Source organism: Pseudomonas brassicacearum (assembly GCF_000585995.1).
In the GTDB taxonomy this organism is placed as follows: Bacteria; Pseudomonadota; Gammaproteobacteria; order Pseudomonadales; family Pseudomonadaceae; genus Aquipseudomonas; species Aquipseudomonas brassicacearum_A.
In genome coordinates, this window is record NZ_CP007410.1 from 2,517,495 (window position 1) to 2,543,069 (window position 25,575).

Here is a 25,575-nt window from a genome sequence, read left to right on the forward strand (position 1 = left end):
ATGAGCGAATTGATCCGAGTCGAGAACCTGCGTGTGGTCGCCGGTGGCGAGCACAGCGAAGTGGAAATCGTCAAAGGCGTGAGTTTCTCCCTGGAGAAAGGGGAAGTGCTGGCGCTGATCGGTGAGTCCGGCTCCGGCAAGACCACCATCGCCCTGGCACTGCTGGGTTACGCCCGGCGCGGTTGTCGCCTGGCCGGTGGCGTGGTGCAGGTCGGCGAGCATGACATGCTGGCGCTGGAGGAAAACGAGCTGCAACGCCTGCGCGGCAACCGGGTGTCGTACATCGCCCAAAGCGCCGCCGCGGCGTTCAACCCGGCGAAAAAACTCATCGACCAAGTGGTGGAAGGAGCGTTGATTCATGGCCTCGGCAGCCGGGCCGTGCTCGAAGCCAAGGCCATCGAACTGTTTCGCGACCTGGCGTTGCCCGACCCTGAGCGCATCGGCCAGCGTTATCCCCATCAAGTCTCCGGCGGGCAGTTGCAGCGGGTGATGGCGGCCATGGCGCTGATCAGCGATCCGCTGTTGGTGGTGCTCGATGAGCCGACCACGGCCCTCGATGTGACCACGCAGATTGACGTGCTGCGCGCCTTCAAGCGCGTCGTACGCGAACGCGGCGCGACGGCGGTGTATGTGTCCCACGATCTGGCGGTCGTGGCGCAGATGGCCGACCAGATTGTCGTGCTCAACGGCGGACAGATCTTCGAACAGAGCGCCACCGCGCCGCTGCTCAAAGGCCCGGCTCACGCCTACACCCGCAGCCTGCTGGCGGCGGCGCGGCCGGACACCACCATTCGCCCACCCTGCGGTGTGGCCGAAGACACGCCACTGCTGACCATCCAGGGCTTGACCGCCGGCTACGGCAACAAGAATCAGCACGGCATGCCGGCGATCCGGGTACTGGAAGACATCGACCTGACGGTGCGCCGGGGCCAGGCCATCGGTGTGATCGGCGAGTCCGGCTCGGGCAAATCGACCCTGGCCCGGGTGGTGGCGGGGCTGTTGACCCCGGCCCTCGGCGGGTTGACGTTCGATGGCCAGCCACTGGGCGGCAGCCTGTCCGAGCGCACGAACGAACAGTTCCGGCGCATCCAGATGGTGTTCCAGAACGCCGACACCGCGCTGAACCCGATGCACAGCATCAGCACCATTTTGAGTCGGCCACTGAAGATGTATTTCGGCCTCAAGGGCGCAGCGCTGCGCGAGCGCATCGGCGAATTGCTGGATCTGGTGCGTTTGCCACGGGAGCTGGCCGAGCGCCGCCCGAGCGAACTGTCCGGCGGGCAAAAGCAACGGGTCAACCTGGCCCGGGCGCTGGCGGCAAAACCGGACCTGATTTTGTGCGATGAAGTCACCTCGGCCCTCGATACCGTGGTCGGCGCGGCGATCCTTGAACTGCTGCGCGATCTGCGTCAACAATTGGGGGTTTCCTACCTGTTCATCAGCCACGACATCTCCACGGTGCGGGCGCTGTGCGACGACATCGTCGTGATGTACAGCGGCCACAAGATCCAGGCGGGCGCACGGCAAGCGTTCGCCCAGCCGCCATTCCATCCCTACACCGATCTGTTGATCCATTCGGTGCCGGAGTTGCGCCAGGGCTGGCTGGAAAGCTGCGGTGCCACCACCTGCGGCAGCCTGCCGGCGTTGGGTGCTCGCGCCGATGTGCCGGGCCTGTGCACCTTCCTCAATCGTTGCCCGGTGCGGGTCGATGGCCTGTGTAACTGCACCGCACCGCCTCGGCGAGTCATCGACGGCGGCAGTGAAGTCCTCTGTCATCACGACAGCGACGCGCTGCGCAAGCGCCAACAGGATTCAAACAGCATGATCGTGGGAGCCTACGCGTGAGCGGTCGTTTCGTGAGGTTGGCCGAACAGGGCCGGCCCATCGTCAAATTGATAGTGGACGGCGTGCCTATCGAGGCGCTGCAGGGTGACACCCTGATGGTGGCCTTGCTGACGAATGGCCCGACGTTGCGCCAGTCGGAATTCGATCCGGGCAGCCGTGCCGGTTTTTGCCTGATGGGCGCTTGCCAGGATTGCTGGGTCTGGACCCGCAGCGGCGAACGCCTGCGTGCCTGTTCCAACGAAGTGCGTGAAGGGCTGGACATCATCACTCAGCAACCGGAGGCCATATGGCCGCTACGCGGATAGTCATCGTAGGCGCTGGGCCGGCGGGTGTTCGTTGTGCCCAGACCTTAATGGCGGCGGGCTTCAAGCCGATTTTGATCGACGAAAATCGTCGCGATGGCGGACAGATCTACCGGCGCCAACCCGAGGGGTTCACCCGCACCTACGCCACGCTGTACGGCACCGAGGCGAACAAGGCCAAGGACCTGCACGACAGCTTCGACCGCTTGCGTGCGCAGATCGACTACCGCCCGGACACCCTGGTGTGGAACCTCACGCCGGGCCAGCTGTGCTGCGTCAGTCGAGGCCGGCACACGACGGTGGAGTATGACGCGCTGGTCCTCTGCACCGGCGCCACCGACCGCCTGATGCCGATCGAAGGCTGGCAATTGGGCGGTACCTACAGCCTCGGCGGTGCGCAGATTGCCCTCAAGGCCCAGGCGGTTTCCATCGGCCACCGCGTGGTGTTCATGGGCAGCGGGCCATTGCTGTATCTGGTCGCCAGCCAATACCTCAAGGCCGGCGCCAACGTGGCGGCGGTGCTGGACACCTCGCCCTTGGGCAAGCGCATCAAGGCCTTGCCCAAACTCATGGCGCGCCCGGGCTTATTGTTCACTGGCCTGAAATTGTTGGCGCAGCTGTACCGGGCGAAGATCCCGGTGCACTTGGGCATCGCGCCTGTGCAAGTGCTCGGTGACCCGATCAGTGGCGTCAGTGGCGTGCGGGTTCGTAGCGCCAGAGGAGAGACGTTGACCGTGGATTGTGACGCCGTGGCGCTGGGGTATCACTTGCGGCCGGAAACCCAACTGGCCGACCTGGCGGGTTGTCGCCTGGGTTTCGACGAGGCGTCCGGCCAATGGCTGCTGGACCTCGATGAGGAAGGCCGCACCTGCGTCAGTGGCGTTTATGCTGCCGGGGACGGTGCGAAAATCCGTGGTGCCGATGCCGCCGAGCACGCCGGGCGCCTGGTCGCCATGGCGTTATTGAGCGATCTGCAACAGCCGGTGGACACTGCGCAGGTCGCCGAGCAGCGCCAGGCGCTCAAGGTGATGGATGCCTTTCGTCTCGGCCTGGCCCAAGCTTTTCCCTGGCCCGCCGCGCAGGCGAAGACCTTGCCGGATGAAGCCATCGTCTGCCGCTGCGAAATGATCAGCGCCGGCGAACTTCGGCGTACCGTCAGCGAAAAGGGTGCCTGTGAAGTCAATCGCGCCAAGGCCTTCAGCCGAGTCGGCATGGGCCGCTGCCAGGGACGTTATTGTTCCCAGGCCGGGGCCGAGGTGATTGCCGCGGCGGCCGGTGTCAATGTCCAGGAAGTCGGCCGGCAACGCGGCCAAGCGCCGGTGAAGCCGCTTTCGATGCTCACGCAGGAGGTGGCGCCATGACGGTACACAAGGCCGATGTAGTGATTGTCGGCGGCGGCCTGATGGGCTCGGCGGCGGCGTTTTTCCTGCGTCAGCGCGGGCAATCGGTGATCCTGCTGGAGCGTGACCAGATCGGTCAGTACGCCAGCGGCGTGAATTTCGGCAACGTGCGGCGCCAGGGGCGTTACCTCGGGCAACTGGAACTGGCGAACCGTTCCTGGGCGCTGTGGAAGCGCTTGCCCGAACTGATCGATGACGACCTGGAGTTCATTGCCAGCGGGCACATGCGCGTGTGCTATCGCGAAGATGAAATCCCTGAGCTGGAGGCCTACGCCGCAGCGCCTGAAGCGGCGCAGCTGGACTTGCAGATCTATCGCGGCAGCGAACTGCACGCGCGTTTCCCATTTCTTGGCAAAGAGGTGAAAGGCGGCTCCTATGCCCCTCACGATGGTCACGCCAATCCACGCCTGGCGGCTCCGGCATTTGCCAGGGCCGCCCGGCGGCTCGGCGCGCAAATCGAGGAGCGCACCGAAGTGGCCGGGGTGCAGAAGATCGGCGACGGCTTCAGCATCACCACCACCGATGGCCGCCAGTTCAGTTCCGCCCAGCTGTTGATTACCGCCGGCGCCTGGGGCCAGAAGCTCTCGGCGCAGTTCGGTGAGCCGGTACCGTTGGATACCAATGGCCCACAGATGGCCGTCACCGAACCGGTGCCCTATGCCTTGCCAACGGTGATCGGGGTGTACACCAAGATCCCGGAAGAGGTGATCTATTTCCGTCAGATCCCCCGGGGCAACATCATCATCGGCGGCGGTTATCGCAGCAAGCCGGACATGCTCAACCGCCGGGCCCATGTCGAGCCGCGCAGCATCCTCAACCAGTTGGAGCAGATGCGCCGGTTGCTGCCGGGCGTCGGCAACCTGAATATCATCCGTGTGTGGAGCGGCATCGAAGGGTATCTACCCGATTCCCTACCGGTGATGGGCCCCAGCGGTAACGTCGATGGCTTGTACTACGCTTTCGGTTTCTGCGGCCACGGCTTCCAGCTCGGCCCGGGCGTCGGCGACGTCATGGCCGAACTCATCAGCACCGGCAGCACCTGTACCTCGATTGAGCCGTTCTCCATCCGCCGGTTCACTCCTTCAACCGAGCAACGGAGCAAGGCCTCATGAAACCCCGGGTTTTAGCTATTTTTGAACGCCTGCTGGCCTTTGAAACGGTCTCTTCAGAATCGAACATGGCCTTGATCGAGTACGTGCGCGAGCTGTTGCTGAGCAAGGGCATCGAGTCGCTGATCGTCAAGGATGAAAGCGGCAAGAAAGCCAACCTGTTCGCCAGCACCGGGCCGCGTGAGTTGCCGGGGATCCTGCTGTCCGGTCATACCGACGTGGTGCCGGCGGCGGGGCAGGCCTGGACCGTCCCGGCGTTCCAGGCAACGCTGCGGGATGGGCGGGTCTACGGGCGCGGCAGTTGTGACATGAAAGGCTTCATCGCGTTGGCCATCGACGCCATGCTCGATGCCGCCGACCATGCCTTGAACCGGCCATTGCAACTGGCGCTGTCCCACGACGAAGAGATCGGTTGTGTGGGGGTACGCCGTTTGCTCGACGTGCTGCACCTGGCGCCGGTGCGGCCGTTCCTGTGCGTGGTCGGCGAGCCGACCAACATGCAGTTCGTGCTCGGCCACAAAGGCAAGGGCTCCTATCGCACGTACTGCCGTGGCCTGGAGGCGCATTCGTCGCTGGCGCCACGCTCGGTCAACGCGATTCACGTGGCCTGTGATTTCATCGCGGCGTTGCGCCAGAGTCAGCAGCAACTGCAAGAGCAGGGCGCCCAAGACAGCGATTACGACGTGCCCTACAGCACCGTGCATGTCGGGCAGATCGTCGGCGGCAAGGCGCTGAACATCGTGCCCAACCTGTGCACCCTGGATTTCGAAGTGCGCAACCTGCCGGCCGATGACCTGGATCAGTTCCTCGGGCAACTGCGCGAGCGGGCCGAAGCCATCGTGCGCGAAGCCAAGAAGCTCTCCAGCGTGGCGGACATCGAAATCGAAACCCTGAACGTCTATCCCGGCCTGGATACCCATCCGAGCGTCGAGGCCGTGCGCTTTCTGAAAAACTTCGCCGCTCCGGACACCGGCATCGCCAAGGTGTCTTTCGGCACCGAAGGCGGCCTGTTCAAGCAGCGCCTGGATGTGCCGGTCGTCGTCTGCGGCCCGGGCTCCATCGAACAGGCCCACAAGCCTGACGAGTTCATCGAAATCAGCCAGATGGATGCGGGGGAGCGGTTTTTGGAAGGGGTGTTGGGGTCGTTGAAAATCTAAGCCATATACATGACGAAATGTGGGAGCGGGCTTGCCCGCGAAGGCGATGTGTCAGTTGACGATGAGTCGACTGGCGCGCCGCTTTCGCGAGCAAGCCCGCTCCCACATAGGGTTCAGTGGTGACGCTGATACCTCGGTAGAGCCTGCCGTCCCAGCACAAAACTTCAGCATCCAACACTGCCCAAACCGCGCTTTCAGCATCCTGCCCCGTGGCATCTCCTTAGACTGGAATCACCTCGGAACAGGACGCGACCATGCTCAAGAATCAATTGAAAGACCCTAGCCTGTTGGCAGAACTCGCTTACGTCGACGGTCAGTGGATCGGCGCCGATAATGCGGCCACTTTTGATGTCATCGACCCGGCTACCGGCCAGGTACTCGCCCGGGTGCCGGCCCTGCAAGGTGTGGAAACCCGCCGTGCCATCGAGGCCGCCGAGCGCGCCTGGCCGGCCTGGCGTGCGCGCCCGGCGGCGGAGCGGGCGCTGCTGCTGGAGCGTTGGTATCAAGCCATGATCGATAACCTCGACGACCTGGCGCTGATCATGACCCGTGAACAGGGCAAGCCGCTGAACGAAGCCAAAGGCGAAATTCGCTATGGGGCTGGCTTTGCCAAATGGTTTGCCGAAGAAGCCCGCCGGGTCTATGGCGAAACCATCCCGGCACCGAGCGGCGACCGGCGCCTGCTCACGCTCAAGCAACCGGTGGGCGTCTGTGCCGCGATCACGCCGTGGAATTTCCCCAATGCGATGATCACTCGCAAATGCGCACCGGCCTTGGCGGCGGGCTGTCCAGTCATCGTCAAACCCTCGGACCTGACCCCGTTGTCGGCCCTGGCGCTGGCGGTGCTGGCCGAGCGGGTCGGGATTCCGGCCGGGGTATTCAACGTCGTCACCGGTCTGCCTGCCGGCATCGGCGAAGAGCTGACCAGTAACCCGACGGTGCGCAAGATTTCCTTTACCGGTTCGACGGCGGTCGGTCGGTTGCTGATGCGCCAGAGCGCCGAACACATCAAGCGCTTGAGCCTGGAGCTGGGAGGCAACGCGCCGTTCATTGTGTTCGACGACGCGGACCTGGAACAGGCCATCACCGGCATCATGCTCAGCAAGTTTCGCAACGCCGGCCAGACCTGCGTCTGTGCCAACCGCATTCTGGTGCAGGACGGCATCTACGAGCGTTTCGCCGAGCGCCTGGTGGAGGAGGTGGGCAAGCTCAAGGTCGGCAACGGCCTGGAGGCTGACGTGATGATCGGCCCGCTGATCAATCTGGCTGCGGTGAACAAGGTCGCCCGGCATATCGACGATGCATTGAGTCAAGGTGCGCGCCTGCTCTGTGGTGGCGTTCCCGAAGGCGACAGCCAGTTCGTCCAGCCAACGGTTTTGGGCGAAGCCCACGCCGGGATGTTGCTGGCCAACGAAGAAACCTTCGGCCCGGTGGCCCCGCTGATGCGTTTTACGACCGAAGAAGAGGCGTTGGCCCTGGCCAATGCCACGCCGTATGGCCTGGGCGCGTATTACTTCACCCAGGACCTGCGCCGTTCATGGCGGTTTGGCGAGGCGTTGGAGTTCGGCATGGTCGGCCTCAACACCGGGCTCATCTCCATGGAAGTCGCGCCCTTCGGCGGCATCAAGCAGTCGGGCCTGGGCCGCGAGGGCAGCAAGTACGGCCTGGATGAATACCTCGAAGTCAAAGCCTTCCACATCGGTGGGCTGTGATGCGGCCATCGCCGCCGCACTTTGAAAGACCTGCGACACCTTTGCCCGCGCACACTGCGGGCTTTTTTTTGGGCTATAGAAAAGATGATATTCACCACAGCCCCCTGCGGGAGCGAGCTTGCTCGCGATGGCGGTGCTTCAGGTGGCAATGTTGTTGAATGTGCCGCCGTCTTCGCGTGCAAGCCCGCTCCCACACTGGATCGATGGTGGTCACAGGTTTTGTGTTTCACCAAAGGCCAACTGTGGGAGCGAGCTTGCTCGCGATGGCGGTGCTTCAGGTGGCAATGATGTTGAATGTGCCGCCGTCTTCGCGGGCAAGCCCGCTCCCACACTGGATCGATGGTGGTCACAGGTTTTGTGTTTCACCAAAGGCCAACTGTGGGAGCGAGCTTGCTCGCGATGGCGGTGCTTCAGGTGGCAATGATGTTGAATGTGCCGCCGTCTTCGCGGGCAAGCCCGCTCCCACACTGGATCGAGGGTGGTCACAGGTTTTGTGTTTCACCAAAGGCCAACTGTGGGAGCGAGCTTGCTCGCGATGGCGGTGGTCCAGGTGACGACGATGCTGAATGTGCCGCCGTCTTCGCGGGCAAGCCCGCTCCCACACTGGATCGAGGGTGGTCACAGGTTTTGTGTTTCACCAGAGGCCAACTGTGGGAGCGAGCTTGCTCGCGATGGCGGTGGTCCAGGTGACGACGATGCTGAATGTGCCGCCGTCTTCGCAACCCAGACTATTTGACGACGTAGACCTTGCGCACATAGACGCTGCTTTGCCAGGCACACGGCGCGTTCAGGGGCACGAACACGGTATCGCCGGTGTTGACCGTCAGGTCGCTGCCATCGGCGGCCTGCAAGGTGACGCTGCCTTCGAGCAGGTGCATCAGTTCATGCAGTTTGTGCGGGCGTGACCGGCGGGTGTAAGGGGTCGAGTCCCAGACGCCGATACGCAGGTTGGTCGCTTCTTCGACAAACAGATTGTTCGAGCGGCATTGGGGCGGCGGGCTGATCAGAATCTCATCATCCGGCGCCGCGGAGGGCGAGAGATGGGTGTGGGCGGGGAGCGCCGTTAGCCCGGGATGACGCGCGTCAACCACCGGGACATCAGCACAGAATGCCCACAGAGACTCCGCTTGTGCCTCGACCTCAAGGGCCGTCCCCAGGCCGATCACCGCGCTCTCACCCGGCTTGAGCTGCAGCGTTTGCGCCTGACTCCTGAGGGTGACCGCGCCGGCATGCACCACGATGGTTTCATTGAAGGGGTAGTCGTCGACGCTGAACCGGCCACTCGCCCGGACCACACCGGCAGCCATGCCATCCGCCCCGGCGTAGGCGATGAGTCGGTCAAACGGATCATTGGCGCCCAGCGAACCTGGGGTGAACGGGGTTGAAGCGAGACGGCCATCGGCGTGTGCCAACAGCACTGCGGTCGGTTCGAGCATGAAAATGATTCTCCAGGGCAACGTTGATGAGGACGGTTTTTTCAGCCAATGGCCTGGGTCACCAGCGCGAACTGGCGCACCGCACCGCTAGCCTCTGGGGGCGTGCCGCGGGCCATTTGGGCGACGGTGTCGACGTGCTTGAGCCCGGCTTCTTCCAGCCAGGATCCCAGGCCGCTGTTCGAGGGGATGTCGATGCGAACGAAGGCATCCGGCACCTGGGCCAGCAGCACCGCGATCAAGTGCCGGGCCTGTTCAGGGTTCTCGGCGACGACCGGGCCAATGCAGCGACCACGGCCAAAGGGGCGCAGCAGGGCGAAGGCACACAAGTGACCGTCTCGCTCCAGGCCAATTGAATGTTCAACGACATTGAACAGGTCATTGAGTACGGCTGTTCGGTCCAGCCCACTGCCAGCATTGGCCAGTTGGATCAGCTCGGCGTGATCGGCTGCGGTCAACGAGCGGCAGCGTTCGCCGGCGACCAGTGCCTGCGGCGCAGGCGCCAGCGCTTGTCCCTGATATTGCTGGACATGCCCAAAGTCAACGAACCCCTGGCTGGCGTACAACGGGGCGCCGGCCAACGTCGCATTGAGGATGGCGGTCCGCGATCCACAGGCCTCAATGGCCTGCTCCATCAGCCTGCGACCGATCCCCTGGCCCTGGTACTCATCATCGACGATCACCAGGCCAATGGTGGCGTGGCCACCCTGGGGGCAGGTGAAGGCAGTACCGATCAAACGACCTCGATCTTCCACCACGAAACCTTGGGCGACGCGCTGCAGCATCGCCCAGTCCTCCAGGCGGTGGGGCCATTTCAACTGCACGGACAGGGTGTGTGCCGCAGGGACATCGGCGGCGGTCATGGAGCGATAGAAGTAAGTAGGACGTTGCGAAAGGGACATGGTAGATCACCCTTGAAGAGGCTCTTGATCGGACGGTTTTTATCCGCGGAAAGTGTGTGTATCTCACCTGCAACGAGACGTGACAAGAGCGGCAAATCGATTCGGTATGTTCCGTCAGCAACGGCTCTACCGACCACATTTCTTGCTCAAATCAGCGGCCGGCTCAGCAGTAAATACTGGCGCGGTTTTGCCCCGTTCAGCCCGAAAAAAAACACATGGGGCGATCAGTAATTGCGCTCACGGTCAACCAGGCCCAGCATCGATTCACCCCGTTGGTGCCGACGGATATTCTCCAGCAGCACGGCAAATGCGCTTTCAGGTTGGGTCATTGCCGCGATGTGCGGCGTCAGCAGTATCTGCGGGTGGCTCCAGAAAGGATGGTCCGGCGCCGCCGGTTCCTGTTCCAGGACATCGAGCACTGCCGCGCTGAGTTGCCCATCGGCAAGCGCTTCCAGTAGATCCGCCTCGACCAGATGCGCACCCCGGCCCATGTTGACCAGGGCGGCGCCCTTGGGCATGAGCTGGAACAACTGACGGTTGAGAATTCCTTGGGTCTGCTCGGTCAGCGGCAGCACGCACACGACAATGTCGCACTGGCCGAGGAAGGCCGGCAGTTGCTCGGCGCCGGCGAAACAGTCCACGCCTTCAATGCGATGCTCGCTGCGGGCCCACCCCGACAAGGCAAAGCCGAATGTCTGCAAGGTGGCGAGTATCTGCCGCGCCTGCAAACCCAGGCCCATGACGCCCACCCGGCGCTGCTGCGCGGGCACCAGCCGGTGCGTCTGCCAGCAGCGTTCGGCCTGTTGCTGGCGATAGCGCACCATGTCCCGATGCAGGCTGAGTACGGCGAAACTGGCGTACTCGCACATGCCCTGGGTGATCCCCGGATCGAGCAAGCGCACCACCGGCAGCGTCGGCGGCAAGCGGCCGAGGTCGAGCTGGTCGACCCCGGCAGACAACGCGAACAGGACTTCCAGGTTGGGTAACACGGTCTCGATGTCGTCCGGTGCCTGCCAGGCCGCGAGGTACTGGATATCCCGCGGGTCGCCGATGTCCGGCCAGGCACGCCATTGGATATCCGGTGCGTGTTCGGCGAACAGCCGCCGCCAGTGTTCGCCGCGTACCGGGTCAGCTTTATAAAGCAGGGCCATGGATCACTTCTCGCCTGAGGTTAAAGAGTTCTAGCATGCCTCAATGGCAGAGCAGGATCTGTTGAAAGGGGCCGCGTAGAAGCATCCCGCTGCGTTGTTAGGCGCTCCTCCCGGCAGATTCCATGGGGCGCGGTGCCTCTGGAGGATTCTGCTGTTTGCCGGGGTGTAAACAGTCGATCCGGATTTCTCAGCGGCCAAGTTCGGCTTAGACAATCGCGTCGAACCCTTAATCTGTGAACACACCGCAGCCGCTTCCTGGCTGCGAGGCTCACGATGGGAATTGCCATGAACAGTAAAGTCGAAGAAACCCCAAGTCTGCTCCGTCAGCGTGATCAATTTGTGCCCCGTGGTCTGGTCACCGCACACCCGCTGGTGATCGATCGGGCCCAGGGCTCGGAATTGTGGGACGTGGACGGCAAGCGTTACCTGGACTTCGTCGGCGGCATCGGTGTGCTGAACATCGGCCATAACCACCCCAAAGTCGTTGCGGCGGTGCAGGCTCAATTGCAAAAGGTGTCCCATGCCTGCTTCCAGGTCGTGGCCTATAAACCTTATCTGGACTTGGCCCAGCGGCTCTGCGAAATGATTGGCGGCCAGGAAAACTACAAAGCCGCGTTCTTCACCTCCGGCGCGGAAGCGGTGGAAAACGCCGTGAAGATCGCCCGTGCCCACACCAACCGCTCGGCGGTGATCGCCTTTCGCGGTGGGTTCCATGGCCGCACCTTGCTTGGCACCACGCTGACGGGGATGAGCCAGCCGTATAAACAGAATTTCGGGCCGTTCGCCCCAGAGGTTTTCCACACGCCGTATCCGAATGAATATCGCGGCGTCACCAGCGCGATGGCACTCCAGGCGCTGGACGAATTGTTGGCTACCCAAGTAGCACCTGAGCGGGTCGCGGCGATCATCATCGAACCGGTGCAGGGCGATGGTGGTTTCCTTACGGCACCCGCCGAGTTTCTTCAGGCACTGCGTACCCTGACCAAAAAACACGGCATTGTGCTGATTCTCGACGAAATCCAGACCGGTTTCGGGCGCACCGGCAAATGGTTCGGCTTCCAGCATTCCGGCATTCAACCGGACCTGGTCACCGTCGCCAAAAGCCTCGCCGGCGGCTTGCCGCTGTCCGGCGTGGTCGGCAAGGCCGAGATCATGGACGCACCGTTGCCGGGTGGCCTGGGCGGCACCTACGGCGGCAATGCGTTGTCCTGCGCGGCGGCACTCGCGGTAATCGAGGCCTACGAGCAAGAGCAATTGCTGGCTCGTGGTGATGCCCTGGGTGAGCGTCTGCGTCAGGGGCTGTTGCGCCTGCAGGCTCGCTACCCGCAGATTGGCGACGTGCGTGGTAGCGGTTTCATGCTGGCGATTGAGCTGATCAAGCAAGACGACGCCCGCACACCGGATGCCGACCTGAACCAACGCCTGATCGATGAGGCCCGGGCGGGCGGGTTGCTGGTGATCAAGTGCGGGGTCTACCGCAACGTGTTGCGCTTCCTGGCGCCGCTGGTCACGACCGAAGCGCAGATTGACGAAGCGTTGCAGATTCTCGACGCTGCGCTGGCACGGGTCATGGGCTGAAATACCTCGCGTGCGGGGCGTTTGCCACGGCAAGCTTCCCGTGTAACTCAATGGAGCGTGGAGCGATGGGACATCATCGGAGGCTTTACAGATGAGGCTGACTGAATATCGAGCATTGTTGATCGACTGCGATGAGGTCCTGGTGGATCGCGATTCCGGCGTTTGGACGGCTTTGCAGCCGCTGCTGGAGAACCTCGGCGAGCCGCAGGACAAGGCACAAGTGCTGGCCGAATTCGACGAGGTGCTGCAAGCCCTGTATCCACGCTTCGGCGAGCTGGGTTTCAGCGGCTTGCTGTGTTTCGCCCACCGGCAACTGGCCGAACGCTGGAAGCTCAAGATCAGTTGGGAGGAGGGCATGAGTTTCGCCCGCTCGGCCGCCAGTTGGACGCTGTTCGAGGATGCGCCGGGGGCGATGCTCTACCTGCGCAAGTTCTATCGCCTGCTGGTGCTGGGGGATCGGGATGCCGAGGACCGGGGGGCCCTGTGCGAGCGCCTGGGCATCGAGCCTGAGGATTTTATTTCCCTGGCCATTGATCCGCTGCAGGATCACGCTTGGTTGGAGGCCAATGGCCTGGATGCAGAAGCTATCCTACAGATAACCCGCCCTGGTGCCCGTCCGCGCAAGGTCGGGGCCGTTTGCCTGATCTGTCGCAGCAGCGAAAACCCCTCCACGCCCTGCGCGGCGGATTACTGCATCAACAGCATGGCGGACCTGGTGGCTCAGCATCAGCTGTCTTTACGACGCTGATTTTGTTAGAAGATTGTCTTACGAACGGCAGGCAAGAGGTATGCGATGGAAGGTTTAGCGAAACTGGACCGGATCGACATCAGCATTTTGGTAGAGCTTCAAAAAGACGGCCGCATGACCAACGTCAGCCTGGCCGATGCCGTGGGCCTGTCCGCCAGTCCATGCTTGCAACGGGTCAAACGGCTGGAGTCGTTGGGGTATATCTCCAGCTACAAGGCCCATCTGAACCTGGCCAAGATTACCGATTCGGTGACGGTTTTCACCGAGGTCACCTTGAGCGACCACAAGCGCGAGGACTTCGCCAAGTTCGAATCCAACATCCGCCTGGTGGATGAAGTGCTCGAGTGTCACCTGATCAGTGGCGGCTACGATTACCTGGTGCGCTTCATGACCCGCAGCATCCAGGATTACCAGGACGTCATGGAAAGCCTGCTGGACAAGAACATCGGTATTTCCAAGTACTTCAGCTACATCGTCATCAAATCCCCGGTGCGCAAGGACGAAATCCCGTTGCGTAAGCTCTTGCGGCATTGATCGAGGAGCGCGCGATTACGCGAGGCTCGCACCGTCATCACCTGCATGAAGCAGCGAACCCACCCGCTGACCGAGGTCGTTCAAACTGAACGGCTTGGTCAGGATCCGGGTGGTTGCGTCGACGCGAACCAGGCTTTCGCCTTCGGCAAAACCGGTGATGAACAACACTTTGAGCTGCGGATACCGGGCCTTCATTTCCTCTGCCAGGCTAATGCCGTTCATGGTTCCGGGCAGGCCGATGTCCGTCAGCAGCAAATCGATAGACCCCAGCTTATCCGCGTGCTTCAAGGCCGACACGCTGTCCAGCGCCTCGACGACCCGGTAACCGGTGTCGCTCAGGAACTCCGAAGCCATTTGGCGAATGGCGGCCTCGTCGTCGACCAGCAGGATGGTTTCGTTGCTGCCTGCTTGCAGTGACGTCGTCTCTTCCGATTGGGTGTGTTTAATGCCGGCAGGCGGCTGGTTGACCACCGGAAAATACATCGTCACCGTCGTGCCCACGCCGACACTGCTTTGAATCTTTACTTGCCCGCCGGACTGTTGGACAAACCCGTAGATCATCGACAGGCCCAAGCCGGATCCTTCGCCGATGCGCTTGGTAGTGAAGAACGGATCAAACACCCGGGACAGGATGTCGGCGCTGATCCCCGTGCCTGAGTCCATGACCGATATGTCTACGTATGGACCCGCTGGCAGGGTCTTTTCGCTGGAAGAACGTTCATTGATCTCGCAGCTTCGTACTTGCAGCTTCAGGGTTCCGCCGCCGGGCATGGCGTCCCGGGCGTTGATCGCCAGGTTCAGGAGCGCGTTTTCCAGGCCGTTCGGATCGCATCGGATCGGGTCGTTACCGCTGAAGGAGCACTCGACATGGATACTGGGGCCTACGGAGCGCCGGATCATTTCCTCAAGACTCGCCACCACCGTCCGTGGTTCGAACACTTCAGGCTGGAGTGATTGTTGCCTTGAGAACGCCAGCAGGCGCTGGGTCAAGGCGGCGGCACGGGTCGCCGAGGTCAGGGCTACGGAGTTGTAGCGCGACAGTCCCTCATAACGGTGACTGTCGATGTGCCGTTGCATCAGCTCCAGGCTGCCAGTGATGCCCGCCAGGAGATTGTTGAAGTCATGGGCGATACCACCAGTCAGTTGGCCGACCGCTTCCATTTTTTGACTTTGCCGCAATTTGGACTCGGCCAGGGCGCGCTCATGTTGTTCACGCTCAAGTTGCTCGGTGCGCTTGGCAATACGCTCTTCCAGCAGATCGTTCCAATCCCTCAGTGCGGCTTCCAACTGCACCCGTTCGTTGATGTCCTCAACGGTGCCATACCACTGTTCGCATTGCCCGGCAGAGTCCCGGCTACAAAGCGCCCGGATTCTGAACCAACGGTATTCACCGGTGTGTTTTCGCAAGCGGATCTGGGTGTCGAAAGGTTGCAGGGTCGTCAGTGAGCGCTTCCATAATCGGGCAAATGACATCCGGTCATCGGGGTGCGCCGCGTTCAGCCACTGGCGGCCGAGTGTCTGTGTGGAGGTCCGTCCGGTGTATTCATACCAGCGTTGATCCAGAGTCGTCACGGCGCCCTGGCTGTCGGCCGTCCAGGGCCAGAGCGGATTGAGCTCGGCGGCGATGCGGTAATGTCGTTCGCTTTCGCGCAGTCGTTCCTCAGACAGGCGCATGGCCTGCAAGGCATTGACCCGCCTTAATGCGGCACCGAGCAGGTTGCCGTAGCCGCGCAGAAAATCGATATCGCTCTCGCTAAATTGCCGAGGGCTGCGACTGTCGACTTCGAAAATCCCGAATGGGCGTGCCTCGGTCGCTCCGTAGACCAATACGTTAACGAATGCCTGGACCCCGTTGCGTATTTGAAAATCATGGTAGCGAAACCGGGTTTCTGTGGCGCGGTCGGTTGAGATGACCGGGCGGCTGGTACTGAGCGAATACCTTTCCGGGGTGCCCTCCAGGGCTTGCACACGGACTTTGCCGACAACGTCCGGCGTCCAGCCCACGCCGTTTCGCACGATGAAGGTAAGACCGTCGTCTTCCAGCAACATGAACTTCGCCAGATGAGTTTCGAGCGCGGCGCCCACCAGGCGACAGGCCTCATCCAGGATCTGCTCCAAGTCATCGGAAACCAGGGCCAGCTCACCGAACTCGGCAAGCACCTTGCGTTGGCGCAGTAACGTGTCTTCGATTGCCATGTGGGTCACCCCTTGAAACGTCCCTAAATATCCGAGGCCAGAGGGGCGGCGAGGTTCACACCAATCGATGACCGTTACTGCCAGGAAGCCGTTGGACGTGACAAGCGGCAACGCAAAAAGCCCTTCCGGAGAAGGGCTTTTTGGATGCGCTGGGTTTATTCCTGGAGGAACTTCAACAGATCCTGGTTAAGACGGTCCTTGTGGGTCTCAGTCAAGCCGTGCGGTGCACCGGCGTAGATGATGAGGCGGGCACCCTTGATCAGCGCCGCCGAGGCCCGGCCCGCTGCGTCGATGGGCACAATCTGATCGTCGTCGCCGTGGATGACCAGCGTCGGCACGTCGAACTTCTTCAGGTCGCCACGGAAGTCAGTGGCCGAGAATGCCGCGATCGAGTCATAGGTGTTCTTGCTGCCACCCTGCATGCCTTGCGCCCAGAAAGACTGGATCAGGCCTTGGGAGGGCTTGGCCCCCTTGCGGTTGTAGCCATAGAACGGGCCCGAGGCGATGTCCAGGTAAAGCTGCGAGCGATTCTCCAGGGACGCCTTGCGCAAGCCATCGAACACCTCCATCGGCAGGCCACCGGGGTTGGTGTCGGTCTTGAGCATCAGCGGTGGCACGGACGAGACCAGCACGGCCTTCTTCACCCGCGCGGTGCCGTGACGGCCGATGTAGCGCGCCACTTCACCGCCCCCCGTCGAGAAACCCACCAGGGTGACATCCTTGAGGTCCAGCGCTTCGATGACCGCCGCCAGGTCGTCGGCGTAGTGATCCATGTCGTTGCCTTCCCAAGGCTGACTGGAGCGACCGTGGCCGCGACGATCATGGGCGACCACGCGATAACCCTTCGAAGCGAGGAACATCATCTGCGCTTCCCAGCTGTCAGAGTCCAGCGGCCAACCGTGGCTGAAGGTCACCACCTGGCCATTCCTTGGACCCCAGTCCTTGTAGTAGAGCTGGACGCCGTCCTTGGTGGTGACATAGCTGGCGGACTGGACAACGCTGCCGACCGCGGACACGCTCGTACCGGCCTGGGCAGGTGACGCGGCCTCGGCGTTGAGGGTGGCGAGGGCCAGCGTAGCGACGGCCAGGGTGCGATTGAATGGGTTCATCGTTTCTCTCTCCATAAGGGGTGTAGTCTGCTGCGACCGTCATCGATCGCGTTGGTGGGCAGATTAGAGAGAGAGGCAGGGGACGAGAACGGCGGTGGTGTCGATAGCAACTATAGGGAAAACAGATACCTGCGTTTCGCTTCGCTGCAACCCAAGCGAGGTAAGTGTCTCCCCGATCTGTCACGTCAAACAACAATCCCGTGGCGAGGGAGCTTGCTCCCGCTGGGCTGCGCAGCAGCCCCAAACAGGCTGACGCAATCCTTCGACAGAGCGCGCCGGCCAATGCTCTCAGCGACGCCTTGGATTACGTCTTCGGACGCGGTGCGTTTGCGGCTGCAAAGTTATAATCGAACGGATTGAATATAGGGAGTCGACCATGGAGCCGCTGCACCTTGATGGCATCCCGGAATTTATCCTGGCTGTACAGCTGGAGAGTTTCACCGCCGCCGCCCTGCAGTTGGGCGTCACGAGTTCGGCTATTGGGAAAAGCGTGTCACGCCTGGAGAAGCGCCTGGGCGTGAAACTCTTGCACCGCACAACCCGAAAATTGAGCCTGACCAACGAAGGCGATGCCTATTTCGCTACCTGCCTGCGGGTCATGGAAGCACTCCAGGACACCGAGGGATTTCTCACCACGGGGCTGGTCGAGCCGCGGGGGAGGCTGCGCATTGATCTTCCGGCTGCCTTTGGCCGCCGGCATATCGCACCGATGCTGATCGAACTTTCGCGTCAATACGCACAGTTGGATCTGTCCATTACCTTCGCGGAGCGCACCGTCGATATGGTCGCCGAAGGCATCGATCTGGTCGTGAGGATCGGTGACCTGAAAGATGACCCTGAACTGATCGCACGAAGACTGGGCGAGCAGCAGCTGGTGATTTGTGCATCCCCTGAGTACCTGAGCGGTCGGCCGCCGATCAACGAGAAAACCGACCTTCTGGAGCACGATTGCATTGTCGGGTGGCGAAAGGGAGCGCGAGCCACCTGGTTGTTGAAAGGGGAAAAGGGTCTTGAGGATCAGGAGATCCGCGTCAGGCACGAACTGGGCGACGGCGATCTGTTGTTACGGGCTGTGCTGGACGGCTGTGGGCTGTGTCAGGTCCCTACGTGGTTAGTCCATGAACAGCTGCGCAGTGGAGAGTTGGTGACGGTGCTGGACCAATATGCCGGCGCTCGAATGCCGATTAACGTCATCTGGCCGCGGACTTTGTATATCCAACGCAAGGTGCGAGTCATCATCGATGCATTGGTGACGATGACCGAATCAAATCCAGGCCTGTTTTTACCTCGTTAGCCCGGGGGGCGGTGAAGTCCGAGGGAGCCTGCTTCAGGTTAAATGATTTTAGCCTCCAACGATGAAGTGATTGGAATTTCGGCTGGTTAATCCAACAGTGGGGATTGGATAGACTGTGCCCACGCCCCTGGGCTATCCAATGTTGGCGGATTAATTCACTGCAGGAATAAAACGTGTGCCAGTCGCTCAATTCAGAGCCAGGCGCACCGTAATTCTGCATGCCTTGAAAAGGTATTTTAGAGACTAATCAAGATGAAAAAAGAAACGCTTTTACTGTTAACGCTTGCCCTGGCGGTATTTGCAGTCATTACCACCGAGTTGGCAATTATCGGTTTGCTGCCTCAATTAGCGCGGCAACTTCAGGTGAGTCCGACGGAGGTTGGCTTGCTGGTGAGTTTGTACGCCGTGGTGGTGGCGGTGACCGGCCCGTTCGTGACCTTGCTCATGTCAGGGTGGAATAAAAAACGGGTGCTGTTGAGCATCATGCTGATATTCGTTGTGTCCAATCTGTTTAATGCCTACACGGACAGTTATTCGACCATGCTGATATTCCGCGTGGTGCCCGCTTTGGTCCATGCGGTGTTTTTCGCGGTGGCGCTCGTGGTCGCGGTCAACTCCGTATCTGCTGAAAAAAGCGCGGGAGCGACTGCAAAGGTTTTCGCTGGCGTCGCGGTCGGGCTGGTGCTGGGTGTTCCGTTAAGCGCTTTCATGGCGGATCACGTGTCACTCGCCGCTGCGTTTTTATTTGGTGCTGTCACCAGTGGCTTGGCGTTCGTCGGGATCCTGCTGCTCATGCCGTCGATACCCATTCAGAAAAAAATGTCGTTCAAAAGTCAGCTCAAAATATTGAAGCAAGGGCCCGTTTGGCTCAGCCTTTCGACAGTCGTGTTTGTATTTGCCACGATGTTCTCTGGCTATAGCTTTATTGCTGAGTATTTGGAAGGTGTCACCCACATGAACGGGACGTGGGTGAGTGCAATGTTGATGGCGTTTGGTGTTTTCGGTTTTTTTGGAAACTTTTTGTTCAGCGCCTGGCTGCAAAAAAACGCAATACGGACCACGCTTATCTATCCGCTGCTCTACATCGGTATCTATGTACTGGTTTATTGCCTCGGTGGATCATTCTCGGCCATGGTGCTGCTGACTCTGTTGTGGGGGTTGCTGCACTCCGCAGGCTTGGTCATCAGTCAGAGTTGGTTAATGCGCGACGCCAGTGAAGCACCCGAATTCGCCAATAGCCTCTACATTTCATTCTCGAACTTGGGCATCACGCTAGGCGCGTCGTTGGCCGGCTGGGTCATCGCAAGTCTGGGCACCCACAATCTGGTATGGAGCAGCATCATTTTTGCCGCGCTGGCGCTTCTGAGCATCGTTGCGAAATTGAGCCTCTATGGAAAAGGTCAGGCCTCTTCGGCCCCTGCATTGGCCCATTGACCTGTCATCCTGCGTGCCAGGCGCTGATCAGGCGCCTGATTGCCATTTACCCTCTCGAAAGCGGCAACGTTTTCAGGCCATTTGGCGTTTGAATATGCGCAAGCAAATACGGCGCTGAATCCGCTTCAAGCGCATGAAGATGAACCGGACCGGAAAAGTTCATGGCCGTCAAAATCGCCTGGATTTTTTCCGGATCCGTATGAAAGACATCCAACGCCAACAACGAACAGCCTTTGTCCTGGAGTGTGTCCGCCGGATGAGGACCATCGGCCCATTGGATGAGCGTGGGGGCTGAACCTGCCAAAGGAAGACGGCCGTCTGCCGGTACGGTAATTTGCCAGTTCAGTGATCCTCTCGCCATGGGTTCGACGTCCCCGACAATGCCGTGACAAGCGTCACGTGCTGTCTGGATATCATCGGTGCGGGCAACCCAGGTCGCCAGGCAGGGCGGTGAATGAGGACCCAACTGATCCAGGCCGAACCAGCGGGCCCGACCTGGGTTTGCAGCGGACGGGTCCACGGCAATCACTTCCAGGTAGAGCCCGGGGCCAAGGTGAAGCAGCCTGTTGTGGGTGCCCATGCGCGAATGGGCGCCGCCCGCTTGAAGGTCGACGCCCAATGCCTGCGTTACGAACGCGCAGCCGGAGTCCAGGTCCGGCGTCACGACGACGAGGTGATCAAGCGTGGTTTTCATGTGCTCGGCTCCTGCTCAGGGCAGATATCCCAACGTTCACTGTATGAACGGTAGAGGTGGGTTAGGAGGCATCTGTGGCAATCAACCGAAAGACGGCATCGGCCCCAACGAATGCAAGATCCAGGCGATTGCGGCTGCGGCTGCAAGCACCGCGGCCGTCAAGCCGATGAACAGCCATTTCAGGATTTTCGGCCACTTCGATGGCTCGGTCCTCGGCGCGAGCGCCTCCACCGTGAGCCGCATTTCTTCGGCGCATCGCGGGCAAGCGGCGTTGTCTGCGAGGATGAGGGAGCCGCATTGATCACAAGTTTTCATAGCGTCGGTTCGAGACTTAAAGAAGGTTTAGCCAGCCGCCACGCCTGAACATTGCGGCATAAGGACGCTTAGTATTTATAGACAATGCCCAGCGTACCCATGATCTCCAGGGCATTGACCAGGCCCAACCCATTCATGGGCAGGCAGGCAAAGGCCTGGTATTCATCGAAATGCGTGCCGATGGCGAGCAGCTTCAAATCATGGGCTTCCAGCTGTGCGTTGAAATACTGCAGCAGCGCCCGTTCCCAATCGTTGGCGCGGTTAACGGCCTCGAGGGTCTTACCGTCAGGCGTAGGGATTTCAATGCCCAGCTGCCGCAGCGGTGCCAGGGTATTGACCGCATTGACCCCGCAGGATGACCACTCTTTCCATTCGAACTCAGCCAACTGCTGGGTCTCGTTGAGCGCGGACGCGACTTGCGTCCATGCCCAATCCCACTGCGCGGTAGGGGCCGGCATTTTCTCAATGAGCGCTTGGGCGTGGGCCTCGTCGAACAGGCTGTAAAACAGGTCGGCCAAGGCCTCGCCTACATCGGGCCGAGGCCCTTGGGTGTCCAGGTCTCGGCTCAAGCGCTGCCATAGGCTGCCCAATTCGGCCCAATCCTCGTCATCCATCTCATCATCGATCACCTGTGCCTTATGGCCGCGCTGGTAGTTATCCAGGCACGTCTTGCGCACCCGAATCCCGCCCTCGGCGAGATCGACCTCATAGCTGCGGTAATCCAGATAGTTGGTTTGAAAAACGATGCGCTCAGGAAACACCTCATGGGTGAGGTCTTCTTCGGCATCGAAATAGATCGCACCCTCAAGCGTGCCATGGGCGGTGGTGATACGTTGAAACGACAAGGGGTCGATTGGATTCATGTGGGTTGGGCCGCTGGGAGGAGGGCGCAAAGGCAGGCGCCGTGTACGTTGGTCGATGTCCGGTTCGCGCTGATCGTACACCAAGGTCGAGGGGTTGCTAAGGGCAGAAATGTGCACTGCGTCAACTGTCAGGCGTGTGTTTGGGTCTATGCTTACCTTGTCTTCTTGAATCAGGCCCTCCATGCACAAACACCGAACAGTCCTCCGGGAGAACACGTGAAGCACTCGACACAGGCTGCAGCGCTGCTCTGTCTATTGCTTGGCACTGCGGTCGGGGCCGAGGAGTATCAGGTCATTACTGAGGAGTGGGCACCGTACAACTACCAGGAAAACAATCAGCTTACCGGCATGACCACGGAGATCGTCCGGGCCATCATGGCGCTGACCGGGGATAAGTTCGAGGTGCTGCTGCAGCCCAGTATGCGCGCCACCCAAGTACTGAAGACCCGGCCCAAGACCATCATGTATTCGCTGTTTCGCACGGCGGAGCGCGAGCCGTTGTACAAGTGGGTCGGACCGATCGTGGAAGAGTCCATCCACCCCTATCAACTGGCCAAGGCGCCGCCGGTGAACTCCCTGGAGCAACTGCTGCACGCTCCGCAGGTCACCACGCGACATGCCGGCCTGGTGCCAACGATGCTGCTGTCGCTGGGTTTCAACAACCTGGACAAAAGCGCCACCGAGAGCAAGCTGCTCTACCGCATGCTACTGGCCGGGCGCACCGGCATCATCGTCGGCGACACCGATGCGGGGGTGGCTTATTACAGTCGCCAATTGAACATCGCCCCGGGCACTTTGCGGAAAATTCCTATCGAGCTTTATCGTTCGTCGCTGTATATCGCTTTTAGTTTGGATTCTGAGGATGAAGTGGTCGCGGCGTGGGCCAAGGCTTTGGAGCAGTTGCGGCGGTCGGGGGAGTTGGAGCGGATTCAGCGGCGGTATGAGGAGTGAGAGCGCTGTTGTTAGCCAGAGGCGTTGATAGACGGTGGCAAGGGCTTGTAGCTGGGTAGGGGAGTGGCTGCTTTCGGCCAGCAGCCAGCCCCCGCTCTATTTGACGAACCTAAGGCAGGCAAAACCCGTCTTGATGCGCAGCTGTTGAATGGGCTCGATGCTCTCCTGATCGCCGATTTTTTTAACGACACCAATTCCGCAGTAATACTGGTCGCTGGTAAAGATGGGAAGGATGCCTGTCTTGGTCTGACTCCAGAAACCGGTCTTCAAGGTGTAGGTGGCGCCATCCTGCGGCGTGAAAGAAAAAGGTATCTGACACTGTCTGCCTCCGACGTCGTTCCAGTAAGTCAATACCAGCTCTTTGCCCGCTGCCATTGGCGATTCGATAAAGCCATTGGCATAGGGCAGTGTCGTGAACCCCGCGTAGCAGCCCTTTTCGTTGAAGGTCATGGCGTCCAGCTTGGTGCCGCGTTCATATTTAAGGCGAACCGTAGCCGAGGGCTCATCCGGCCGGGGAAAAACATATTGCTTGCCCTGAAGCAATGAAGTGCAACCGCTGAGTGCTACGGCTCCCGCCAGCAAAGCACTCCAGGTCAATTTGTGATTTCCGTACATCATCGCTCCCTGATACTTTCGAGCCCCTCAGTACATATCGAGGGCCTGAGATTGCTGGATAGGGGGCTTATGGTAATGGATCTTGCGAAGACTTAGGCAGCTCCTGTGGAAGGTCGTCCAAGAACCTTTCTTCGTTTCGTAAAGTGGCAACCAGACTGAACCGTGTCTATTGTCTTTGGCTTACAGGTAGCGATCGGAGGCATGGAGATGAGTCAGAGTATTTCGCCCGCCGCTTCAGCTGTGCGGAACACCGGCATGGTCGCCACGCCCTTATGGGGCTCGGACAAAATCGGCGGTATCACGGTCGATCCGGACGGTGCTATCTGGCTTGGCGCTTATAGTCGCCTGGGACTGGGAGGCGAAGAGGATTCAGGCTTCACCGGCAGTCTGGTCCGGTTCAATGCCGACGGTAGTCTGGACCGCAACTTCAGTGGAGACGGTAAATCCCTCCTACCTGTGACGCTCGATATCGAGGACGGCGGTAATGCCGCAGTGCAGCCGGGAGGGGGCTACCTGGTGACGCGCTACGTGAAAGTAGGCGACGCCTGGGTGTCCGGCGTGAGTCGCACCTTGGCTGACGGCAGCCTCGATACGAGTTTCGGGAACGGCGGCGCCGCGACAGTGCCGTTTTACTGGAATGACTCTCTAGGAGAGCAAGCGTCGTTCTCTGTACAACGTGATGGCAGCTTTTTCGCGAGCGCTGGGTATCCCTCTGGGGAGATCTATATTGCCCGCTTCGACGCGACGGGGACCTTGGTCTCGTCTTTCGCAGAGGCTGGGATCCTGCACCTGCCAGCGTCCGTCGGCATTCAACCCAGCCGCACGATCGACGTTTCGCTGCAGGGAGACGGGAAGGTATTGGTCACGGGGCAGGATACCCTGACTCGTCTCAACCAGGACGGTACTCTGGATAGCAGCTTTGCCAACGGGGGCAGCCTGGCCCTGGATGTTCACGCAAATGCCCTCGTCATCCAGGATGACGGCAAAATCCTGCTGGCGGGCGCCTCGGGCGGCGTGGCGACCGTCATCCGACTCAACGCCGACGGCTCGCTCGACACCGATTTCGGTGATCAGGGTCGGGTCAGTTGGGGCTCAGAGAACGCGCCTTTCGCCGTAGCGGACATGATCGTGCGGGCCGATGGCAAGCTATTGATCGGCGCAAGCCAAGGCACGAGCGCGGACGGCTATCTGGCCGCCCTGGTTCAGCTGAATCCCGACGGTAGCCTGGACCACAGCTTTGGCAATCCCGACGACGGCTATTACCATCTTGACGGCGGTCGCGATGATGACTTCTTGCTGGGTACCGACTCGTTTGACGATGCGATCGTTGGTGGGGCCGGTAACGATCTGCTCGATGGCCAGCAAGGTCGCGACCTGCTGACGGGCGGTGCCGGGGCCGATACGTTCCGTTACGAGTCAGTCACAGACAGCTACCGAACCGCAACCGCGGCCCATAGCGACCGAATCATCGACTTCGACCCCAGCATCGATACGATCGATCTCTCCTCCCTGGGCTTCCTTGGGCTGGGCAATGGACATGACGGAACGCTGGCGATACGAGTCAATGAAAGCGGAACGCGGACCTACCTCAAAAATTTCGATGCCAACGCGGACGGGGAGCGCTTCGAAGTGGTTTTCGACGGTGACTTGGGCCAAACGCTGAATGAAACCAACATCCTGTTTCAGCAAGCCAGGTTGACGGGCACCGAAGGGGCCGATCGTTTACAAGGCAACGCCCGAGGCGAACTCATCGAAGGGTTCGCGGGCGATGATCGCCTTTATGGCGCGCTAGGGAATGATGTATTGGTTGGCGCAGAGGGCCGGGACCTATTAGTGGGCGGCGGTAACAACGATGTGTTCCGCTTCGACGTACTAAGCGACAGCTACCGTACCGCCACCGACAACCACACTGATCGCCTGATTGACTATACCGTGGGTGAAGACAAGATCGATTTGTCCGCCTTGGGCTTTACCCGGCTGGGAAATGGTTACAACGGCACGTTGGACGTGGTTTTCAATGAATCCAAGAACCTGACTTACTTGAAGAGCTACGAAGCCGACGCCGATGGGGCTCGATTCGAGTTGAGCCTGGTAGGGGACCACTCCGGTTACCGTAACTTGGACATCATCTTTGCCGAGCCCTCGGGAGATGAAGTCTTTCAATTGATCGGAGTGGCTGACTTCTGGGTGTAAAACGCCAACTTGGTTATTCCTCGCCTTGGGCCGCTTCCCG

The 25,575-nt window shown here is 60.7% G+C and carries 22 protein-coding genes; 14 read left to right on the forward strand and 8 right to left on the reverse strand.

Annotated features, from left to right (window positions below; genetic code table 11):
• The 6 genes from CD58_RS11030 to CD58_RS11055 all read left to right on the forward strand — a co-directional run bounded on the left by CD58_RS11030 (position 1) and on the right by CD58_RS11055 (position 7,525).
• Positions 1-1,845 carry an ABC transporter ATP-binding protein gene (locus tag CD58_RS11030; RefSeq protein ID WP_025213058.1) on the forward strand — a complete coding sequence of 615 codons (1,845 nt, stop codon included), beginning with the start codon at positions 1-3 and terminating at the stop codon, positions 1,843-1,845.
• Positions 1,842-2,150 (forward strand): (2Fe-2S)-binding protein, encoded by a 309-nt coding sequence (locus CD58_RS11035; protein WP_025213059.1) that lies wholly within the window; start codon positions 1,842-1,844, stop codon positions 2,148-2,150. Before CD58_RS11030 ends, CD58_RS11035 begins: the two co-directional genes overlap by 4 nt.
• A complete protein-coding gene (locus CD58_RS11040; RefSeq protein ID WP_025213060.1) occupies positions 2,132-3,508 on the forward strand; it encodes an NAD(P)/FAD-dependent oxidoreductase in 1,377 nt (458 codons plus the stop codon). The genes CD58_RS11035 and CD58_RS11040 overlap by 19 nt, the downstream gene beginning before the upstream one ends.
• Positions 3,505-4,659, forward strand: coding sequence for an NAD(P)/FAD-dependent oxidoreductase (locus tag CD58_RS11045; RefSeq protein ID WP_025213061.1), 1,155 nt, complete (start codon positions 3,505-3,507; stop codon positions 4,657-4,659). Before CD58_RS11040 ends, CD58_RS11045 begins: the two co-directional genes overlap by 4 nt.
• Positions 4,656-5,813, forward strand: coding sequence for an acetylornithine deacetylase (argE, locus tag CD58_RS11050; protein WP_025213062.1), 1,158 nt, complete (start codon positions 4,656-4,658; stop codon positions 5,811-5,813). The genes CD58_RS11045 and argE overlap by 4 nt, the downstream gene beginning before the upstream one ends.
• 254 nt (positions 5,814-6,067) lie before the next feature.
• Complete coding sequence (locus tag CD58_RS11055) at positions 6,068-7,525, forward strand: NAD-dependent succinate-semialdehyde dehydrogenase (RefSeq protein WP_025213063.1); 1,458 nt, start codon at positions 6,068-6,070, stop codon at positions 7,523-7,525.
• Positions 7,526-8,253: 728 nt separating this feature from the next.
• On the opposite strand, the gene CD58_RS11060 is transcribed toward CD58_RS11055, so the two are convergent.
• The 3 genes from CD58_RS11060 to CD58_RS11070 all read right to left on the reverse strand — a co-directional run bounded on the left by CD58_RS11060 (position 8,254) and on the right by CD58_RS11070 (position 11,011).
• A complete protein-coding gene (locus CD58_RS11060) occupies positions 8,254-8,961 on the reverse strand; it encodes a cupin domain-containing protein (RefSeq protein WP_025213064.1) in 708 nt (235 codons plus the stop codon).
• A gap of 41 nt (positions 8,962-9,002) precedes the next feature.
• Positions 9,003-9,860, reverse strand: a complete 858-nt coding sequence (locus tag CD58_RS11065; protein ID WP_025213065.1) for a GNAT family N-acetyltransferase — start codon at positions 9,858-9,860, stop codon at positions 9,003-9,005.
• A gap of 224 nt (positions 9,861-10,084) precedes the next feature.
• Entirely contained in the window at positions 10,085-11,011 is a 927-nt protein-coding gene (locus CD58_RS11070; protein WP_025213066.1) for a 2-hydroxyacid dehydrogenase, read from the reverse strand.
• Between the two features lie 285 nt (positions 11,012-11,296).
• Here CD58_RS11070 and gabT point away from each other — a divergent pair, with 285 nt between their 5' ends.
• From gabT to CD58_RS11085, 3 genes are all read left to right on the forward strand, one after another.
• Positions 11,297-12,589, forward strand: coding sequence for a 4-aminobutyrate--2-oxoglutarate transaminase (gabT, locus tag CD58_RS11075; RefSeq protein WP_025213067.1), 1,293 nt, complete (start codon positions 11,297-11,299; stop codon positions 12,587-12,589).
• Positions 12,590-12,680: 91 nt separating this feature from the next.
• Entirely contained in the window at positions 12,681-13,337 is a 657-nt protein-coding gene (locus CD58_RS11080; RefSeq protein ID WP_025213068.1) for an HAD family hydrolase, read from the forward strand.
• A 45-nt stretch (positions 13,338-13,382) separates the two neighbouring features.
• Entirely contained in the window at positions 13,383-13,871 is a 489-nt protein-coding gene (locus CD58_RS11085) for an Lrp/AsnC family transcriptional regulator (protein WP_003203167.1), read from the forward strand.
• Positions 13,872-13,886: 15 nt separating this feature from the next.
• Here the strand turns inward: CD58_RS11085 and CD58_RS11090 are convergent, their stop codons facing one another.
• Both CD58_RS11090 and CD58_RS11095 read right to left on the reverse strand, forming a co-directional pair.
• Positions 13,887-16,067 carry a hybrid sensor histidine kinase/response regulator gene (locus tag CD58_RS11090; protein ID WP_025213069.1) on the reverse strand — a complete coding sequence of 727 codons (2,181 nt, stop codon included), beginning with the start codon at positions 16,065-16,067 and terminating at the stop codon, positions 13,887-13,889.
• 155 nt (positions 16,068-16,222) lie between these two features.
• The gene (locus tag CD58_RS11095) at positions 16,223-17,176 is read right to left on the reverse strand and encodes an alpha/beta fold hydrolase (RefSeq protein WP_025213070.1); all 954 of its coding nucleotides are present in this window, start codon (positions 17,174-17,176) and stop codon (positions 16,223-16,225) included.
• Between the two features lie 376 nt (positions 17,177-17,552).
• Here CD58_RS11095 and CD58_RS11100 point away from each other — a divergent pair, with 376 nt between their 5' ends.
• Positions 17,553-18,470, forward strand: coding sequence for a LysR family transcriptional regulator (locus CD58_RS11100; protein ID WP_025213071.1), 918 nt, complete (start codon positions 17,553-17,555; stop codon positions 18,468-18,470).
• A gap of 252 nt (positions 18,471-18,722) precedes the next feature.
• The gene (locus CD58_RS11105) at positions 18,723-19,904 is read left to right on the forward strand and encodes an MFS transporter (RefSeq protein WP_025213072.1); all 1,182 of its coding nucleotides are present in this window, start codon (positions 18,723-18,725) and stop codon (positions 19,902-19,904) included.
• A 46-nt stretch (positions 19,905-19,950) separates the two neighbouring features.
• Here CD58_RS11105 and CD58_RS11110 read toward each other — a convergent pair whose 3' ends face one another.
• Positions 19,951-20,598: a VOC family protein gene (locus tag CD58_RS11110; RefSeq protein ID WP_025213073.1), complete on the reverse strand. Its 648-nt coding sequence runs from the start codon at positions 20,596-20,598 to the stop codon at positions 19,951-19,953.
• 43 nt (positions 20,599-20,641) lie between these two features.
• Between CD58_RS11110 and CD58_RS31120 the strand changes: the two genes are divergently transcribed.
• Positions 20,642-20,899 (forward strand): hypothetical protein, encoded by a 258-nt coding sequence (locus tag CD58_RS31120; RefSeq protein WP_158482154.1) that lies wholly within the window; start codon positions 20,642-20,644, stop codon positions 20,897-20,899.
• Between the two features lie 82 nt (positions 20,900-20,981).
• Here CD58_RS31120 and CD58_RS31420 read toward each other — a convergent pair whose 3' ends face one another.
• Complete coding sequence (locus tag CD58_RS31420) at positions 20,982-21,776, reverse strand: DUF6630 family protein (RefSeq protein WP_025213075.1); 795 nt, start codon at positions 21,774-21,776, stop codon at positions 20,982-20,984.
• 216 nt (positions 21,777-21,992) lie between these two features.
• Between CD58_RS31420 and CD58_RS11125 the strand changes: the two genes are divergently transcribed.
• Positions 21,993-22,727 (forward strand): substrate-binding periplasmic protein, encoded by a 735-nt coding sequence (locus CD58_RS11125; RefSeq protein ID WP_025213076.1) that lies wholly within the window; start codon positions 21,993-21,995, stop codon positions 22,725-22,727.
• A 96-nt stretch (positions 22,728-22,823) separates the two neighbouring features.
• Here CD58_RS11125 and CD58_RS11130 read toward each other — a convergent pair whose 3' ends face one another.
• Positions 22,824-23,342: a hypothetical protein gene (locus CD58_RS11130; protein WP_025213077.1), complete on the reverse strand. Its 519-nt coding sequence runs from the start codon at positions 23,340-23,342 to the stop codon at positions 22,824-22,826.
• Positions 23,343-23,549: 207 nt separating this feature from the next.
• On the opposite strand from CD58_RS11130, the gene CD58_RS11135 reads away from it, so the two are divergent.
• Positions 23,550-25,535 carry a M10 family metallopeptidase C-terminal domain-containing protein gene (locus CD58_RS11135; protein WP_025213078.1) on the forward strand — a complete coding sequence of 662 codons (1,986 nt, stop codon included), beginning with the start codon at positions 23,550-23,552 and terminating at the stop codon, positions 25,533-25,535.
• Positions 25,536-25,575 lie beyond the last annotated feature (40 nt).